Source organism: Microcystis sp. M53602_WE12, from assembly GCF_030065455.1.
Taxonomy (GTDB): domain Bacteria; phylum Cyanobacteriota; class Cyanobacteriia; order Cyanobacteriales; family Microcystaceae; genus Microcystis; species Microcystis aeruginosa.
Genome location: NZ_JASJFB010000813.1, coordinates 1 through 17,545, shown reverse-complemented (window position 1 = coordinate 17,545; position 17,545 = coordinate 1). Strand labels below are relative to the sequence as shown.

The window sequence follows — 17,545 nt, the reverse complement described above, 5'->3', positions numbered from 1 at the left end:
TTGTCAATCAAAAAGTACCAGATATGGGAGTGGTCGGGGGGAAAATCCCTGGACTTTTTCCCTGAAAATTAGGTAATTTACCCGATGAAAATGGGTAAAACCCCACACCCCACACCCCACACCCCACACCCTACACCCTGCCCCTAGGAAAAACTTTTTCAGCAGACCCTACTTATACTTATATGTCTAATCTATCTTTGGGCGCGCAACCTCCCCTCGAATTTATCCCACCTGACCTTAATCCCTTGCTTTTAAAGGGATGTCAAATCTTTTTACCTCTTTGGTTACAAACTCAAACCAACTTAAGAGAAATTTCCGCCGCCAATCTAGAAACTTTAATCACATTTTATCAAAAAAGTCAAGAGAAAAAAGTCCGTTTACTGCTTGCTTTCCGTCATCCCAGTATTAACGATCCCTACTGTATGGCCTATCTTTTGTGGAAATTAGTACCCAAAAAAGCCGAAGAGTTAGGAATAAAATTAAACAAGCCAATTCACGCTCATTTTATGTATGATCGAGGGATTCCTTTATGGGCGGGAGAAAGGGTAGGATGGTTATATTCTAAGTTAGGTGGCACACCAATTCAACGGGGAAAAGCTGATTTAATCGGATTGCGTTCGGCTCGTCGTTTATTATTAGAAGGAGATTATCCTTTAGCCGCCGCTCCGGAAGGGGCAACTAACGGACATAATGAGCTTGTCAGTGCGATTGAACCGGGTATTTCTCAATTAGCTTTTTGGGGGGTGGATGATGTCAGAAAAGCTAAACAACAGCAAGAATTAATTATTTTACCTATTGGTATTCAGTATTTTTATCTGACTCCAGTGTGGCAAGAAATCGAGCAAATTTTAACTAATTTAGAAAACGATAGCGGTTTAGAACCCACCCCGAATTCATCCCTAAAAGAAAAGGTTTTATACGAGCGTCTTTTTCGGTTAGGAGAAAGATTATTATCCTTAATGGAGGATTTTTATCGAGATTTCTACTATCAATCTTTGCCTGTAGTACCTGCCAATGGCGATGATCCAAACGAAACCCTAGCAAAACGTTTAGCCAATTTATTAGATGTGGCCCTACAAACCGTAGAAAAGTATTTTAATCTTTCTCATAATGGTAATGTGATCGATCGCTGTCGTCGTTTAGAACAAGCAGGATGGGAACGCATTTATCGCCAAGAATTAAAACCCAGTTATTCGATTTCTCCCCTTGAATTAGGATTAGCTGATCGCCTGGCTGATGAAGCTAATTTAAAAATGTGGCACATGAGAATTGTCGAAAGTTTCGTGTCAGTAACCGGTTATTATGTAAAAGAAAAACCCACCGTAGAAAGATTCGCTGAGACAATTTTATTGCTCTGGGATTTAGTGACAAGAATTAAGGGAGGTAATCCCTTTTTCCGTCCCCAAATTGGTCAACAAAAAGCGATAATAACTATTGGTAAGCCTATTTGCGTATCCGAGCGCTATGGCGATTATAAAAGCGATCGACGCTCGGCCGTAGCCCAATTAACCCAAGATTTACAAACCAGTTTAGAAAGTTTAATTATTCATCAGTAGATAATTAGGGTTTACTGAAAAAGTCTGTTGGTGGAGTCAGTTATCAGTTATCAGTTATCAGTTCACTGAGAAAACCCCCCACTCCCCTAGGGTTAATTCATAGTAGGGTTAATTCATAGTAGGGTTAATTCATGGTGGGGTTGATTCATGGTAGGGTTGATTCATGGTGGGGTTGATTCATGAATCAACCCTACCCACTCCCCACTTCCCACTTCCCCGGGAAAAACCTTTTCACCTAGCTCTAGTATAGGAGATAGTACGGGAATCTGGAAAAACTCAATACCGAAAACCCTACCCCAGTCAGAGAATCTTTTATCTATCCTAAAAGTGTAGAGATAAACCAACATCTCTAGCGTTAAGAAAACTTCGGAGGTGACTTATATGGCACTTATACGTTGGGAGCCTTTCAGAGAAGTAGAAAGCCTACAGAAAGAAATGAATCGCTTGTTTGACCGTCTTGTGCCGACTGATGTAGGCGATGGCGAAAAAATGGGGTTGTCCTTCATCCCGGCGGCGGAAATGACCGAAACGCCAGAGGCAGTTCAGCTTAAACTGGAAATACCTGGTATGGAAGCCAAAGACCTCAACCTGGAAGTAACAGCCGATAGTCTGACCATTAATGGTGAAAGGAAATCGGAAATTAAAACCGAAGAAGAAGGATTTACCCGCACTGAGTTCCGTTATGGTAAATTCCATCGGGTTATTCCTCTACCGGTTCGGGTTGATAACAATAACGTGACTGCTGAATACAAAGATGGCATTCTCAATCTCACTCTCCCGAAAGCGGAAGAAGAAAAAAATAAAGTGGTGAAAGTGTCCATCAATCCTACCATTGCTCAATGATGTAGCACTCATTGTCCGGTCTTGAGCAAAAAGGTTAACCTAGTCTGATTAAACCAAAGCGGGAGTATCAAACCATACTTCCGCTTTTAGCTTCCTAAACCTTTAACTTAAAACTTCTAACACTGCTTGGGGTGATAATTTATCTTTAAACCAGATAACCTGAGCGGGTAGATTTTGAAATTTAACTCCAGCTTTTTCTAGATTTAACCGTTCCGATACGGCTAAAATTAGATTGTTTGCTTGGGCCGATTTAACCTGTAAAAATTTCTTTTGTAGGTATTCTGGTCGCCAATAACCAACAATTTCGAGGAGAAAAACGCGACCATCGGGATGCACTAAACGAAAATCGGGAATCATCACTCCTCCGGGTAAAGGCACTAAATCCACTTCCCTTTCTAGTTGCCATTCAGTTTTTAACTGTAACCAACGTTTAGCGAAAGATTCCTCTAACATACTATCGTAGGGTTTACCTGGGGAATAGTGGGACACCAGACCACAGTTATCCTCTAAATTAAACTGTTGTTTTTTAATAGTTCCTGTATAGGAATCTTTGTACTGTAATTGTGCCTTCAGATTCCAGTGAGTAACATGGAGTAAGGCAGGAATTAATTTAGCGATTTCAATGCCATAACGACTGTTAGCTTTAAATAAACTGGTGGGACCATCGATAGTAATAGTAAATCCCGTGTCGGCATCCCCTTCGATATAAGTCATTAAACGAAATAGTTTTAGATAGCGAAAGAGATATTTATATTCCCCCGGATCGTTGCGGTGGACGTTGATGATTAAATAACTGGCCCGATAAAAAATACCTTGAATTTGCGAGAGGTTAAAACGATGAATTAAGTTTTCGGGGGTGGGAGCATCAAATTGAGTGAGAATTTTATTCTCTGCTAAATCAGCATAGAGTCCTTTTTCTAGAGCTACTGGAAAAATTTCTTGATTTAATTCTTGGCTGATTTGCTGGGCAATTGTTTGAAGAATTAGCGATCGATTTTGGGGAATAGGAACAAAGTTAGCCGCTTGTTCAAAAACTCTTTTTCTTAATTCCTGCGGTTCTAAGGGACTAATAATCTCAAAGGTGGCAAAATGATTGGTTAATAGGTGAGCAAATCCCCGTTTAATTTTATAATCGGGACTGTCTCCCTCCAAGATTAGGAGTTTTTGGCTTAATTCTCCCTTAGTTTCACCGATACTTTCCTGAAAACAGGTGATTTGTTCTTGAGCGCTCATCAGATAATCAGGAGCGATCGGTAAGCGTTTGGGAATAATTGTCTCGCCATTTTGACGGGAAATCAATAAATCGGTCGGTAACATGGCAAGCTAGAGAAGAATAATCAGATGGGGAGAGGTGGGACGACAAGGAAAGGTCGAAACCCCAAAAATCCCCCGATTCTAACTATTTTGGTCGATATAACGCTCTAAATCCTCGATTACACGGGTTAATTCTGCTTCTGTGGTTAAGCGTAGGCGATCGTCACGAACCGTTAACAAAACTTTAGCCGAAAAAGGACTCGGATAAATATTGGGATTACAAAACACTTCCAGAAACACATCACCAGTGTGCTGATATTCCAGCGGTTTTTGGGGTTGGGGTTTACCCCCACTAGAGGCATTACTGGCGATCGCTTTCAGGCGATCGAGTAAAATATTAATTTCCCTTTGCAAATCCAGAGCAGCACTGGGACTGAAACGAAAAGTAACGGAACCTTGCAAGAGATTAAGAGTTAAAGGAATCATGGAAAAAATCAGGTTAAGAGAAAGCCTGAAGTCAATTATATTAATTTGGGGAAATTTGGGGAAATTGGGTTTTGGGGGATTGTTCAGTCATCAGTCATCAGTCAGGTTCTTCGTTACTAGGTCCGGAGTGAACTGAAAACTCACCACTGATAACTCACCACTGATAACTCACCACTGATAACTGATAACTGATAACTGATAACTGATAACTGATAACTGATAACTGAAGTTACCGACGCGGAACGAGATTAATCCGGCCCTCGTCCATTTCATCCATGAGTAACTCTAGGGCCTCGTAATCCACATCGGAAACGTAGCCAAGACGAGCGAGGAGTTCATTAATTCCGTTTTCGATTTCTGGCGTGATTTGACGATAATATAGGGCTTGTTCCACTAATTGGCGGATAGTCGGCTGGGTATCCACAATTTCCTTACTCTAGTTCAATAAATCTAGTTTCTGTATCCTGCTTTACTTTATTTTAGCAAAAATACCGGTAGAATACTGGGTCATCATCAGTCATTCGGGATTAGAGCTTAAACCTAACGACTTTCCCCTGGTATTCGCCCTAATAAGCCTTGATCACTGTTCCTCTTGACTCCCCGGATCATCAGGTTAACCTAAAAGTGGTTCCTTCCCACAGGGTAAAGATTAAGAAAAGATTAATCTTTTCAGGAGAGGGAAAATATATCAAGACCAAGGTTGCAAAATCAGAAAGTTAGGACATAATAGCGGTATCTGATCTCCAGTTAAAAGGTTCATTTATGAATTTCAAAGCCCAGCCATGAAAAGTCCTGTAAAAGTCCCGGAAATTGCTCTATTTGAGCCAAACGGCTATATTACCGCCGCTAACGTCCTAGAATTTCAAGAGCAGCTCACCAATCTGGTTAACCAGAGTCGCTCTATCACTTTTCTCGTGGATATGAGTAGGGTGGAATTCCTCGACAGCGCTGGATTAATGGCTTTAGTTACTGCCTTTCGTCTGGCTCAAAGTCAAGAAAAATCCTTCAATATCTGTTCTATTCCACCTTCAGTCAAGATTATCTTTGAATTAACCCAACTCGATCGGGTTCTCTCGGTTTTCCCTAGCCGTGCTGACTTTGATGCTGTTATCACCCTCCCTCAAGCGGCGTAAGCAGACAAAATAGGGTTTCTGGCCGTAATTTCTCGGCTGCACTCTCAATTCTACCGGTAAATCACCTCTTGACCGGACAGATTGCCATTGGTACAACCGACTCCTCAAAACAACAATTTTTCTCAAGGAGAGGCATTATACTGTTGAGATGGCTCTCCTCGTTTTTGGATATTATTTCGGGGGGCAAACTAGCATACACTTGTTGGGAGCAGCTCACAAAAGGGTGTCTATTAAGAAATTCCATGACTTTAGTGATGACAGAGGGGAAGGGGGCCAAGATGGTAGATAGGTAATGAGTAGTAATTTCCTAGAATCCATGACAGTCAAAAATCTCCAGTATGCTTATTTTCCCGGTTGTGTCGCCCAAGGTGCCTGTCGGGAACTATATCTATCCACGGCAGCCCTGACGGAAGCTTTGGGGATTAATTTGGTCGAACTCAAAAAAGCTGCCTGTTGTGGTTCGGGAACTTATAAGGAAGATTCGCAACTATTGGAAGATGCCGTCAATGCGCGCAATATTGCCCTAGCGGAAGCCCTCAATTTACCCCTGTTGACTCACTGTAGCACCTGTCAAGGAGTGATCGGTCATGTGGATGAGCGCTTGAAGGAAGCAAAGCATAATAATCCCAATTATGTTGAGGAAGTTAATAATTATTTACAGAAAGAACATTGTTCCCCCTACCAAGGTACGACGACGGTTAAGCACCTACTCTGGGCAATTGTCGGCGATTATGGCTTAGATAATCTGGCGGCCAAGGTGGTTCGTCCCTTATCAGGCTTAAATTGTGCCAGTTTTTATGGTTGTTATCTCCTGCGGGCCCAGGATACTCTCCCCTACGATAATCCTTTTCAGCCGGAATCCCTAGAAAATGTCTTTCGGGTGGTGGGAGCAAATCCGATTTATTATCAAGGACGCACTCAATGCTGTGGTTGGCCCCTGTCCAGTTATGCCACCACCCAATCCTTCCAAATGGCAGGAAAACACATTTTAGAGGCCATGGCAGCGGGGGCCGATTGTTTAGTCACCCCTTGTCCTTTATGCCATCTTAATCTTGATTCCCGACAACCGGAAGTGGCAAAAGCGATCGGTCGAAGTTTAGGTTTACCCGTGTTACATTTTTCCCAATTAGTCGCTTTAGCGGTGGGAGTCAGTCCCGATCGTTTAGGATTAGATCGACACATCGTTTCCACCAAATCCCTCTTAAAGAAATTGGGGTTTTAGAACTCAATCAGGAGTGTTAGCAATGGATTGGTTAAAAAGAATTTTTGGCTTAGATAAACCGGCCGATGCCGCTAGTGCGATCGCAGGGAAAGCCGCTGCTGCGGGTATTCCCCCCGAAAGAGTCGGATTAGATGGAAAATACGACGAAAGCGGCCTAGCTAAACGAGTAGTTTTAGCTTTTGACGAGACACCGGATTTAGCTGATGAAGACAAATTGTGGGTCGCTCAAACTGGTGGTAAAGTTGTACTAAAAGGCAAGGTTTCCAATCAGGCGACTTTAAATAAAATGGTGGCAATTGCCAGTAAAGTCCATGGGGCAACCGGCGTCGATACCAGTCAAGTAACTATTGGGTGAAGTCGAACGGCTGTTAACCTCTTGTAAAAATCAAAAATTGTTGTTAGGGTTAGGAGTCAGTAGCCAGTAGTCAGTAGTCAGGAGAATTAAGAATGAATAATAATCAGTTAAATGGTCTATTTACAGATTTTATGCGATTTAATCCTTATTTTTGAGGTTTTTGAACCCTCACAAGTTAATTATGCAAGAGGTTTAATATTCGCCGTGAAAATTAACCACTAAAACCCAGAGGGTTTTTGGCAGGGTGGATAACTCCAAGACTGGCAATCACCCCCAGCCGGCTGCGGTAAAATGGGAGGGATAGATACAACTCAGGAGAAAAGACCCCAGTGCCGTACAACCCCGCAGAAATCGAACAGAAATGGCAGAAGATTTGGCAGCAAATGGGATTGGACAAAACCCCAGAAAACGCCGATAAACCGAAATTTTACGCCCTCTCCATGTTCCCCTATCCATCGGGCAACCTGCACATGGGTCACGTTCGCAACTATACTATCACCGATGTGATTGCCCGTCTGAAAAGAATGCAGGGTTATCGCGTGCTGCATCCCATGGGGTGGGATGCTTTCGGATTACCGGCAGAAAATGCCGCTATTGAAAGGGGAGTTCCTCCGGCAAAATGGACTGATCAAAATATTGCCCAGATGAAACGGCAATTACAACAGTTAGGATTATCTATCGATTGGGAAAGAGAAGTTGCCACCTGTTCCCCGGAATATTATCGTTGGACCCAATGGCTATTTTTACAGTTTTTTGAATCAGGATTAGCCTACCAAAAAGAAGCGGCAGTGAATTGGGATCCTATCGATCAAACTGTCTTGGCCAATGAACAGGTAGATAGTGAAGGAAAATCTTGGCGATCGGGTGCTAAAGTAGAAAGAAAATTACTCCGGCAATGGTTCCTAAAAATCACCGATTATGCCGAACAATTACTCACTGATTTAGATAAACTTACCGGTTGGCCAGAACGGGTTAAAACCATGCAGGCCAACTGGATTGGTAAATCGGTAGGTGCTTATTTAGAATTTCCTCTTGTTAATTCCCCAGAAAAAATTGCCGTTTTTACCACTCGTCCCGATACGGTTTATGGAGTCACTTATGTGGTACTTGCTCCCGAACATCCCTTAACTTTACAAGTTACCACTCCCGAACAAAAATCGGCCGTAGAAACTTTTATTCAAGAGATAGCCAGCGAAAGCGAATTAGAAAGAACTGCCGAAGATAAACCCAAACGCGGTATTAAAACCGGAGGACTGGCAATTAATCCTTTTACCGGTGAAGAAATTCCGATTTTAATTGCTGATTATGTCCTCTACGAATACGGTACTGGTGCAGTAATGGGAGTCCCGGCTCACGACAGTCGCGATTTTAAATTCGCTCAGGAAAATAACCTACCAATTAAGATAGTTATTACTCCAGAAAGTGGCGAAATCGAGTTAAAAGAAGCCTACACAGAAGCGGGAATTATGATTAATTCCGCTCAATTTAATGGACTTAATTCTACAGCAGGAAAAACCGCTATTATTGATTATGCCACTGCCCAAGGTTACGGCAAAGCTAGAATACAATATCGCCTCCGGGATTGGTTAATTTCCCGTCAAAGATATTGGGGTTGTCCGATTCCAGTTATCCACTGTCCTAACTGTGGAACCGTGCCAGTACCTATCGATAATTTACCGGTTACTTTACCGGAAAATGTCGAATTTAGCGGTCGAGGTGCTTCTCCTTTAGCTAAGTTAGAAGACTGGGTAAATGTGGATTGTCCTCGCTGTGGAACTCCCGCAAAACGGGAAACGGACACCATGGATACTTTCATCGATTCTAGTTGGTATTTCCTCCGTTATACCGATGCTAAAAATGAAGATATACCCTTTCAATTCGAGAAGGTTAATGATTGGATGCCCGTGGATCAATACGTCGGAGGAATCGAACACGCTATCCTACATTTACTCTATTCTCGTTTCTTTACCAAAGTTTTAAGAGACCGAGGTTTAGTTAATGTCGATGAACCTTTTAACCGTCTATTAACCCAGGGAATGGTACAGGGATTAACCTACAAAAATCCCGAAACTGGCAAATATGTCCCCGCAGAAAATGTTATCTATAAAGAGGATAAATATTGCGATAAAGACACGGGAGAAGTTCTTTCTTTCTTCTTTGAAAAAATGTCTAAGTCGAAATATAACGGCGTTGATCCTCTGAAAGTCCTGGAAAAATATGGGGCCGATACTGCCCGAATGTTTATACTTTTTACTGCACCCCCAGAAAAAGATTTACAGTGGGATGATGCGGGGGTAGAAGGACAATTTCGCTTTCTTAATCGGGTGTGGCGTTTAGTCAGCGAATATATTGAAAATAAACCCAAGCAAGTCAAAAAAATAGAAACTTTCTCGAAAACTGACAAAGATTTAAGACGGGCAATTCACACCGCTATTAAAGAAATCTCCGAGGATTTAGAAGGAGATTATCAATTTAATACCGCCATTTCCGAATTGATGAAACTCAGTAACGCTTTAGGGGATAATAAGTGTTTTGAATCCCCCATTTATCGGGAAGGAATCGAAACCCTATTAATCTTACTTTCCCTTTTTGCTCCCCATCTGAGCGAGGAATTATGGCAAGCTTTAGGCCATAGCCAATCAATTCACCTGCAACCCTGGCCAAAAGTTGATCCCACTGCCCTGATTGTGGACGAGATTACCCTTGTCATCCAAATTTTGGGAAAAACCAGAGGCACGATACAAGTTCCCGCTAGTGCCGATAAAAGCACCCTAGAAACCCTCGCCCTGGAATCAGAAATCGCCCAACGTTATTTAGAGGGTAAGGAAATCAAAAAAGTGATTGTTGTCCCGGGCAAATTAGTTAATTTTGTCGTGGTTTAAATGACAGCAATTATCACAATGGTAGGGAATTAAGAACCTTTTCAGTTATCAGTAACCAGTTAGATTAACACTTTCTATGAAAAACTATCGATAGATGATAAAATATACAATTAGCATTGTCTGTAAATAGGGTTTGCTGAATAAATATGAAATGTAGGCGAGGTAAGGACTTTAGGGCCTTTCTCGCAAAACCTTGCACCTGTTTTGCGAGAATCGTGGTTCAAAACCTTGCCTCTTCATCAGCGATCCCATCCTGTAGGGGCGAAGCATTCGGATAGGAAATCTAAGGTTTCAGCGATAGGTTATTGCCCGAATGCTTCGCCCCTACTTTTTCAGCAAACCCTAAATAAGAACAACCTATGAATATTGAATCAACTAAAGTTACTCCTGAAGAAATTGCCCAGTTTCGCGCTGAATTGGTAGATAATCTAAGTGCGATTGCTGCTTTGGATGCGATTGATGAGTGCGACGGTTATCTCAAGTATGCTATACCCTTACTGCTAATGCGAGAAACTGGTACAGAACCAGATAGATCTATCGGTGATTTACTGAAAAAATGCCGCCAATTTATCTGTCAAGAGGAAGTTAGAGAAGCTTTGGAATCTGGAATGATTGCACCAGCAATAGAACCAATTTCTATGGGTGCTGGTATTCCTCCCGGTGTGGCAACAGCTATCGGTATTTGTGCTTTTAAGTTGGGTATGAAAAAGGTTTGTGCTAATCTTGAAACTTAAATCCCTGTAGCGATAAAACCTGCCCAGTAATAAGGACTTATAAAAGGATGTGGTTTGCGCTGTTTTATTTGTTTCAATGATTCTTTATATAGTGGACGCTGTTCTGGTTGCAATAAGGCAAGATGTTTGTCCATTTGTGGCTGATATTGCTCTAGAAATTTGTCCAATTCCTCAATAGTTAAATTCTGTAACCAGTTTTGAGCTTGTTTTAAAGCAACTGGTACAGAAACTTGCTGATTCTCATCAAATAAAATCTCATATAATTTAATCATTAAGAAGGAGGTTGATAAATCATTAACTGTCCATAAACTACTGACAACGCTGGGACTTCCCGCAAACAGAAAACCACTGGGTAAACCGATATATTCATCACTGATAGAGTTTATATCAATCATGCCAGTTTCGCAAGCGGAAAGGGTGATAAGGCGGCATTTATTCAAGCGCAGTTCAAAGATTTCGCCTAATGTTAGGGGTTCTTTATTGGCTAATAATAAGGCGGATTCAAGGGGATTAGCTGGGTTAAAGCTTCCATGACAGGAGAAGTGATAACAGTGGTTATCTGAGGATTTGAGATGGGGAAGAACAGCGTTTTTAGTGGCGTTATCTTGGGCGATAACTTGAGGTTCAGTAAAGAAAGTTGAGAGGATATTAACTTCTAAGTCAGTGTAAGATAAGTCTTTAGTGGGGTTTTGAATAGCGAACAGTTTATTAAAGTCTGAATGGTGAAAAATTTGGGTGATTTTTTGCAAGATTTGACAACTGGGGGCATATTGTACACCCTTCGGAAATAAATCTTGTAATTCTGATCCCCCCGTTGCCGACTCACCCCTTTTTAAGGGGGGTTGGGGGGGATCAACAGGTAAGACGTGAATAGGGAGAATATGCAGATACACATGGGGAATAATAATTAAGCGTTGACAAGTATCGGGAATGAGGGCAAGAATATCATTAATATGCAGAATATCAGCAAAAGTCTGTAAGAGGTTAGATAGTTGATTTCTCCATTCTTGCTTGCCATTTTTGGAGTAGTAAAGCTGTCGATAATTACTGAAGGTATCAAAGAATTGCTTTATATCATCTTCGGAAGATTGCCAAACTTTAACCTCTCCATCAGCAGACACGACAAAAGCGAGTATTTTCTCCCCTGTAATGTACCATTGCAGCAGACAAGTTTCAGCATCAGTTAATTCCTGAATTTCTGTAAATGGGATCGGCTCAACTTTTTGAGTGAGGCTAAAGAGAGGATCTTTAATTTCTCTTGCAATAAAATTATCTAAGTCTTGTTGATATTCTTTCAGATAACTGTGATCTTGAACGTAAGGAGTTAAGTTATCACGACCCATTAAATTCTGGTTAATACTTTGATGTTGTAAACGAATTTGTTCATTAACCACTCTTTGCTTTAATTCATTTAATTGGGCGATAATTTCTTGACTAACGCCTTGGGGGTGTAGGTTTTTCTGGGTGATTAATTCCACCAGATTACGCCCTTTACTGCGTTCGATATATTCCAATGCCTTCTCAGGCTGATTGAGGTTAAGATGCGCCTGTACAATGCGATGAAAAACACCAATAGCATTAGATAAAACCTCTTGGCGACTTTGGGGGTTTAATGCTTCTAAGCGGGCATTTTCTACCGCTTCAATGGCAGTATTATAGGCTTCTGTGGCAGGTTGCCATTGCTCTTCGCTGTAGTGAAGAATAGCTAAATTACGAGCGGTTTGTAAACAATTAAGGGGATCAGCTTCTTTTGTGCGGATTGTTAAAGCATTCTGATAGGATGTGATCGCCATTTCTAAATTGTCAGCTTTATCCCCTCTGATTCTGTCACTGTAAGCTAATGCGAGATTATTCTGTGTATTTGCCCAATTTTGGGGAAAAGCGTCAAAAGTTCTCACTTTCAAAGCTTCTTGGTAAGCGGCGATCGCCTTTTCTAAATTCTCAGCTTTATCCCCTTTGATTCTGTCAAGGTAAGCATTAGCGAGATTATTCTGTGTCATTGCCCAATCTTGGGGAAATGCCTCAAAAGTTCTCACTTTCAAAGCTTCATTGTAAGCGGCGATCGCTATTTCTAAATTGTCAGCTTTCTGCCCTCTGATTCTGTCAAGGTAAGCACTAGCGAGATTATTCTGTATCATTGCCCAATCTTGGGGAAATGCGTCAAAAGTCCTCACTTTCAAGGCTTCATTTAAAGCGACGATTGCCCTTTCTAAATTCTTAGCTTTCTCCCCTCTGATTCTATTACCGTAAGCAGCAGCGAGATTATTCTGTGTCATTGCCCAATTTTGGGGAAATGCCTCAAAAGTTAACACTTTCAAGGCTTCCTGGCAAGCAGTGATCGCCCTTTCTAAATTCTCGGCTCTCTCCCCTCTGATTCTATCAACGTAAGCAGCAGCGAGATCATTCTGTGTCATTGCCCAATCTTGGGGAAATGCCTCAAAAGTTAACACTTTCAAGGCTTCATGGCAAGCAGTGATCGCCCTTTCTAAATTGTCGGCTCTCTCCCCTCTGATTCTGAAAAGGTAAGCAATAGCCAGATTATTCTGTGTATTTGCCCATTGCTGGGGAAATGCGTCAAAAGTATAAACTTTCAAGGCTTCCTGGCAAGCGGCGATCGCTATTTCTAAATTGTCAGCTTTCTGCCCTCTGATTCTGTCAAGGTAAGCACTAGCGAGATTATTCTGTATCATTGCCCATTGCTGGGGAAATGCGTCAAAAGTCAACACTTTCAAGGCTTCCTGGTAAGCGGTAATCGCCTTTTCTAAATTCTCAGCTTTATCCCCTTTGATTCTGTCACTGTAAGCACCAGCGAGACTATTCTGTGTCATTGCCCATTGCTGGGGAAATGCGTCAAAAGTGAAGATAGTTAAGGCTATTTCATAACCCGTGATGGCAATTTCTTGGTTGACAGCGATGTCACCGAGGGGAAATTGTTGGATTGATTCACTGAAATAGAAAATAACCGCAGCGATAGAATAAGCTTGTTTTGAATTAACTTTCGTTAATGTCTCTCTCGCCCAACTGTCTAGGATTTGCGCTAAATTATAATCTAACTTATCAAGATTCTGCGCCCAGAAGGGATAAATAACTTGAGGATTAGGATTTTCAGAGATTTTTTGTAATGTTTCCATCAAGAAATTGAGATAGTCTTGCGGGTTTAGGGAGGCTTGGGTGCGTTGTTCATTCATGGCGTGGCAGATGGGGAATTGATGGGTAGGGGCGAAGCATTCGGATAGAAAATTTAGGGTTTCAGTGATAGATTATGCACGAATGCTTCGCCCGTACAGGGATTGAATGGGGAGATTATCGTAATTCTATCACAGGGATGATAGGCTAAGGTTATTGTCTGGGGTAGGGGCGAAGCATTCGGATAGAAAATCTAGGGTTTCAGTGATAGATTATGCACGAATGCTTCGCCCGTACAGGGATTTAATGGGGAGATTATCAGAATTGTATCACAGGGATGATAGGCTAAGGTTAGTGATAGATTATGCACGAATGCTTCGCCCGTACAGGGATTTAATGAGGAGATTATCATAATTGTATCACAGGGATAATAGGCGAAGGTTATTAGTTTATTGCCCGGGGTAGGGGCGAAGCATTCGGATAAGAAATTTATGGTTTCAGCGATATGTTATTGCCCGAATGCTTCGCCCCTACAGGTTATTCGTCCCCGCAGGTTATTTGTCCCCACAGGTTATTTGCCCCTACATTGGTTTGAATTTATTCAGATTGTTCTCGTCTTGTTCCCAATTTCGCGGATTATCAAGAATGTATTGCCGGATTTTTTGATAAGAATCTTCATTGCGAATGATATGTTCATAATAATTGCGCTGCCAAACTTTCATGTGATCGCCACATAAACGATTAATTTTACGACTAGAAATTGATTTGAAATTCTGCACAATAGCCCCCAAAGATTCCGGCATTGTACCGTGAGTATATTGAGAATCGTATTCGGTCTTTTCCAGATCATAATTTTGTATTACTATAATTCCATGAATATGATTGGGCATGACAATAAAAGCATCTAGTTCAATAAATTTAAAATTTAGAGGTAGTCTATACCATACCGCTTCAATAGTATCACCAAGTAAATTCTGCTCCATATTTCCTTCAACAATTTCACCAAATAGATACTGCTTCTGATAAGAACAAATTGTGATATAATAAGCTCCATTAAGTCTATAATCATAGCCTTTTAAACGAATAGATTGTCGATGTTTTTGGGGTTCATTCATGGCGTGGCGGATGGTGGCGGTTAATTCAGTTATAAGCGATTCATCGGCAATCATCAAGAGTTGGGGATTGGTGGTAAGATTGTCAGAAAGGCGATCGCACTGTATAATCTTGATTGATAGATAAGCTAATTCTACTCACTTGAACTAAATCATCATGAATCAAAAACCGTACCAAGTAGAAGCATTTTGGGATCGAGAGGCGCAAGTTTGGGTAGCAGAGAGTGAAGATATTCCGGGATTAGTCACCGAAGCTGATACCATCGAAGCTTTAACAGCTAAATTACGACAGATGATTCCAGAATTATTACAACTCAATCATCTAATTACTCTTGAACCTCAAGCACCGATAACTTTTGAACTAATTAGTCATCGTCAAGAATCAATTGAGTGCGCTGTTTAGATGGCTACTTCTTTAACACCTGCATTAAAAAAACTGCTCTCAGCAGCTGGATGTTATTTTGAACGTCAAGGTAAAGGAGATCATGAAATTTGGTATAGTCCTCTGACAGAAAGAAGATTTGTAGTTGATAATACTATTAAATCACGCCATACTGCCAATGCAGTTTTGAAACAAGCCGGATTATCTAAATCATTTTGAACGCTGTAGAATCCTCATCCATATATAAGCTAATTCTACTCATAAGAAGAAGAATAATGTAATGCTTCAAGGCGATCTGCTTCGGCGGCTTCGGCTATAATTTCTGCTTCTATTGTTTCTTTGTTAGTATGATAGTAAGTTAGAGCGGCATAAACTTGTGCCAAAGAAAGATGAGGGATTTCATCGGCAATTTCTTCAGGACTATATCCTAACTTATACCAGATCACTATTCTTCGTACAGTAACAGCAGTTCCCGCGATAATAGGACAACCTCCATGAATTTTGGGATCGCTTTTTATGAAAGTGCCAATATTGATATCTGTGAACATAACTTTCTCTGATTCATTCTCAACTAATTAAACTACATAGGATTCTATGCTTTTATCACCATTCTAGCATGGCCTAAACATTGGTCGGGGCAGGGGATTGAATGGGGAGATTATCAGAATTCTATCGCAGGGACGATAGCCGAAAAAAATAATAGTCAATCAAACAATCAAAAAAATCATAGTTTAGACGGGATTGGGTGCGTTGTTGATTCATCGGTTAAAATAAGAGTAATTTAGAATTAAGGATTGAGTTATGCCGCAACAAACCTGTGAAGCCGTCTTTGAAAATGGCGTTTTACGTCCTCTTGGTAATCTCCAACTCAATGAAGGACAGTGCGTTAAACTCATTATAGAATCGAATTCAATTTCCCAGCTTACTTCCCAAAAATGGTCAGAAACGGGTATAATCGCCCAGTTAACAGCAAATCCGATTAAAATTGAAGATTTCCATCCTCTTACCAGAGAAGAAGCCAATGAACGCTGGTGAATCTCAACCCTTCTTTATTGATTCTAATATTTGGCTGTATCGCTTCATTGTTAATTGTAGCGATCCTAATGCCATCCCTAAGCAACAAATAGCGACAAATATTACGAATCAAGAAAACTTGATGATTAGTACACAAGTTGTCAATGAGGTTTGCTCAAATTTAATCCGCAAAGCAGGGTTTAATAATTTACAGATTCAAAATCTACTTGAAGAATTTACCCAAGGGTGTGAAATCTTACCTGTCTCCCTCGAAACCCTTGAGTATGCCGTGAAATTACGAGATCGCTATTTAATTTCATTTTGGGATAGCCTGATTGTTGCTAGTGCAGTTTTAGGCGATGCAACTATTCTCTACTCAGAAGATATGCAAGATGGTTTAATTATCAATATAGCAATTCTTGGAGCTATGAGGTACAATGGAAAGCAAATAGACAAATAATAGAACTTACCAGCTTCCTATGAGACCCTATTCCGTAGATTTTCGCCAAAAAATTATCGATGTCTGGAAGAAAGAAAAAATTTCCATTCGAGGACTAGCCCAGAGATTTGACGTGGCTAAAAGCTTTATTCAGAAGTTATTGAAGCAACATAAAGAAACAGGAGATATCCGTCCTCGTCCGCAAGGGGGAAGTCCGCCAACCAAGTTAAATAGTGAACAACTGATAATTTTAATAGAAATCATCGAAGCTAACAATGATGCAACTCTCGAAGAATTATCGGACTTACTGTATGAAAAGACACAGGTGAAAGTCAGTAGAGCCACCCTGGGGCGGCTTACGCAAAAACTCAATTACAGTTTCAAAAAAAAACACTACACGCGGCGGAAAAAGAAAGTGACAGGGTACAGCAAAAAAGAGTGGAATACTGGTCAGAAGTTCGGGAAATTGAGGCATCAAAACTAATTTTCATCGATGAATCGGGGGTAAATTTAGCCCTTTTGAGACTCTATGCTAGAGCCTTAATTGGCCGAAGAGCTCGGGGAAGAAAACCACAAAAAAGAGGGAGAAATATTTCAATAATTAGTGCTATAAGCTTAGAAAAAGTTGTCGCATCAGTCAACATATACGGTGCAGTGGATGCGGTAACATTTGAAGGATTTATTCTCAAGGAAGTGCTGCCAAAAATTAAAGAAGGAGACTGTCTGATCATGGATAACGCCAAGATTCATCTCGGAGAAATGGTCAGAGAAATAATCGAACAAGAAAAAGCTAGACTCATCTATTTACCTCCTTATTCTCCCGAATTCTCTCCTATTGAAAACTTTTGGTCAAAAGTGAAAGCGACGTTAAGAAAACTGAAGGCGAGAACTTACAAAGACTTAATAGAAGGGATTGAATTGGCTATGTTAGAAGTTACTCAAAAAGATATTCGCAATTGGTTTACTCACTGTTGCTACTGTACCTCATAAGTCAGAGAATTGCTATA

18 protein-coding genes are annotated in these 17,545 nt (G+C 40.9%); 12 read left to right on the top strand and 6 right to left on the bottom strand.

The window, feature by feature from the left end; genetic code table 11:
* Positions 1 to 182 precede the first annotated feature (182 nt).
* A complete protein-coding gene (locus PX482_RS25075; protein ID WP_288123173.1) occupies positions 183 to 1,556 on the top strand; it encodes a 1-acyl-sn-glycerol-3-phosphate acyltransferase in 1,374 nt (457 codons plus the stop codon).
* Between the two features lie 381 nt (positions 1,557 to 1,937).
* Positions 1,938 to 2,399, top strand: a complete 462-nt coding sequence (locus PX482_RS25070) for an Hsp20/alpha crystallin family protein (protein WP_149988427.1) — start codon at positions 1,938 to 1,940, stop codon at positions 2,397 to 2,399.
* A 102-nt stretch (positions 2,400 to 2,501) separates the two neighbouring features.
* Here PX482_RS25070 and PX482_RS25065 read toward each other — a convergent pair whose 3' ends face one another.
* From PX482_RS25065 to PX482_RS25055, 3 genes are all read right to left on the bottom strand, one after another.
* The gene (locus PX482_RS25065) at positions 2,502 to 3,716 is read right to left on the bottom strand and encodes a DUF790 family protein (protein WP_002761263.1); all 1,215 of its coding nucleotides are present in this window, start codon (positions 3,714 to 3,716) and stop codon (positions 2,502 to 2,504) included.
* Between the two features lie 78 nt (positions 3,717 to 3,794).
* The gene (locus PX482_RS25060; RefSeq protein WP_002761264.1) at positions 3,795 to 4,139 is read right to left on the bottom strand and encodes a hypothetical protein; all 345 of its coding nucleotides are present in this window, start codon (positions 4,137 to 4,139) and stop codon (positions 3,795 to 3,797) included.
* A 229-nt stretch (positions 4,140 to 4,368) separates the two neighbouring features.
* A complete protein-coding gene (locus tag PX482_RS25055; protein ID WP_002761266.1) occupies positions 4,369 to 4,563 on the bottom strand; it encodes a hypothetical protein in 195 nt (64 codons plus the stop codon).
* Positions 4,564 to 4,921: 358 nt separating this feature from the next.
* Here PX482_RS25055 and PX482_RS25050 point away from each other — a divergent pair, with 358 nt between their 5' ends.
* The 5 genes from PX482_RS25050 to PX482_RS25030 all read left to right on the top strand — a co-directional run bounded on the left by PX482_RS25050 (position 4,922) and on the right by PX482_RS25030 (position 10,465).
* Positions 4,922 to 5,272 carry an STAS domain-containing protein gene (locus PX482_RS25050; protein WP_002761268.1) on the top strand — a complete coding sequence of 117 codons (351 nt, stop codon included), beginning with the start codon at positions 4,922 to 4,924 and terminating at the stop codon, positions 5,270 to 5,272.
* Between the two features lie 292 nt (positions 5,273 to 5,564).
* The gene (locus PX482_RS25045; protein ID WP_149988429.1) at positions 5,565 to 6,494 is read left to right on the top strand and encodes a CoB--CoM heterodisulfide reductase iron-sulfur subunit B family protein; all 930 of its coding nucleotides are present in this window, start codon (positions 5,565 to 5,567) and stop codon (positions 6,492 to 6,494) included.
* Positions 6,495 to 6,516: 22 nt separating this feature from the next.
* Complete coding sequence (locus tag PX482_RS25040; protein ID WP_004162645.1) at positions 6,517 to 6,849, top strand: BON domain-containing protein; 333 nt, start codon at positions 6,517 to 6,519, stop codon at positions 6,847 to 6,849.
* 329 nt (positions 6,850 to 7,178) lie between these two features.
* Positions 7,179 to 9,731 carry a leucine--tRNA ligase gene (gene leuS, locus PX482_RS25035; protein WP_288094800.1) on the top strand — a complete coding sequence of 851 codons (2,553 nt, stop codon included), beginning with the start codon at positions 7,179 to 7,181 and terminating at the stop codon, positions 9,729 to 9,731.
* A 359-nt stretch (positions 9,732 to 10,090) separates the two neighbouring features.
* A complete protein-coding gene (locus tag PX482_RS25030; protein ID WP_194015462.1) occupies positions 10,091 to 10,465 on the top strand; it encodes a hypothetical protein in 375 nt (124 codons plus the stop codon).
* Here PX482_RS25030 and PX482_RS25025 read toward each other — a convergent pair.
* The gene (locus PX482_RS25025) at positions 10,462 to 13,653 is read right to left on the bottom strand and encodes a CHAT domain-containing protein (RefSeq protein WP_288123170.1); all 3,192 of its coding nucleotides are present in this window, start codon (positions 13,651 to 13,653) and stop codon (positions 10,462 to 10,464) included. The genes PX482_RS25030 and PX482_RS25025 overlap by 4 nt on opposite strands.
* 519 nt (positions 13,654 to 14,172) lie before the next feature.
* Complete coding sequence (locus PX482_RS25020) at positions 14,173 to 14,760, bottom strand: transposase (protein ID WP_288123168.1); 588 nt, start codon at positions 14,758 to 14,760, stop codon at positions 14,173 to 14,175.
* Between the two features lie 100 nt (positions 14,761 to 14,860).
* Here PX482_RS25020 and PX482_RS25015 point away from each other — a divergent pair, with 100 nt between their 5' ends.
* Entirely contained in the window at positions 14,861 to 15,106 is a 246-nt protein-coding gene (locus PX482_RS25015; RefSeq protein WP_008203482.1) for a DUF1902 domain-containing protein, read from the top strand.
* The gene (locus tag PX482_RS25010; protein ID WP_002799542.1) at positions 15,107 to 15,304 is read left to right on the top strand and encodes a type II toxin-antitoxin system HicA family toxin; all 198 of its coding nucleotides are present in this window, start codon (positions 15,107 to 15,109) and stop codon (positions 15,302 to 15,304) included. It abuts the gene before it with no gap.
* A 35-nt stretch (positions 15,305 to 15,339) separates the two neighbouring features.
* On the opposite strand, the gene PX482_RS25005 is transcribed toward PX482_RS25010, so the two are convergent.
* Positions 15,340 to 15,633, bottom strand: coding sequence for a DUF433 domain-containing protein (locus PX482_RS25005; protein ID WP_149986317.1), 294 nt, complete (start codon positions 15,631 to 15,633; stop codon positions 15,340 to 15,342).
* 253 nt (positions 15,634 to 15,886) lie between these two features.
* On the opposite strand from PX482_RS25005, the gene PX482_RS25000 reads away from it, so the two are divergent.
* From PX482_RS25000 to PX482_RS24990, 3 genes are all read left to right on the top strand, one after another.
* The gene (locus PX482_RS25000; RefSeq protein ID WP_002761288.1) at positions 15,887 to 16,120 is read left to right on the top strand and encodes an antitoxin family protein; all 234 of its coding nucleotides are present in this window, start codon (positions 15,887 to 15,889) and stop codon (positions 16,118 to 16,120) included.
* Positions 16,107 to 16,559, top strand: a complete 453-nt coding sequence (locus PX482_RS24995) for a PIN domain-containing protein (protein WP_288096131.1) — start codon at positions 16,107 to 16,109, stop codon at positions 16,557 to 16,559. Before PX482_RS25000 ends, PX482_RS24995 begins: the two co-directional genes overlap by 14 nt.
* Before the next feature lie 19 nt (positions 16,560 to 16,578).
* A protein-coding gene (locus PX482_RS24990; RefSeq protein ID WP_076611860.1) for an IS630-like element ISMae26 family transposase occupies positions 16,579 to 17,528 on the top strand; the annotation gives its coding sequence in 2 pieces (ribosomal slippage) (positions 16,579 to 16,921 and positions 16,921 to 17,528; 951 coding nt in all).
* Positions 17,529 to 17,545 lie beyond the last annotated feature (17 nt).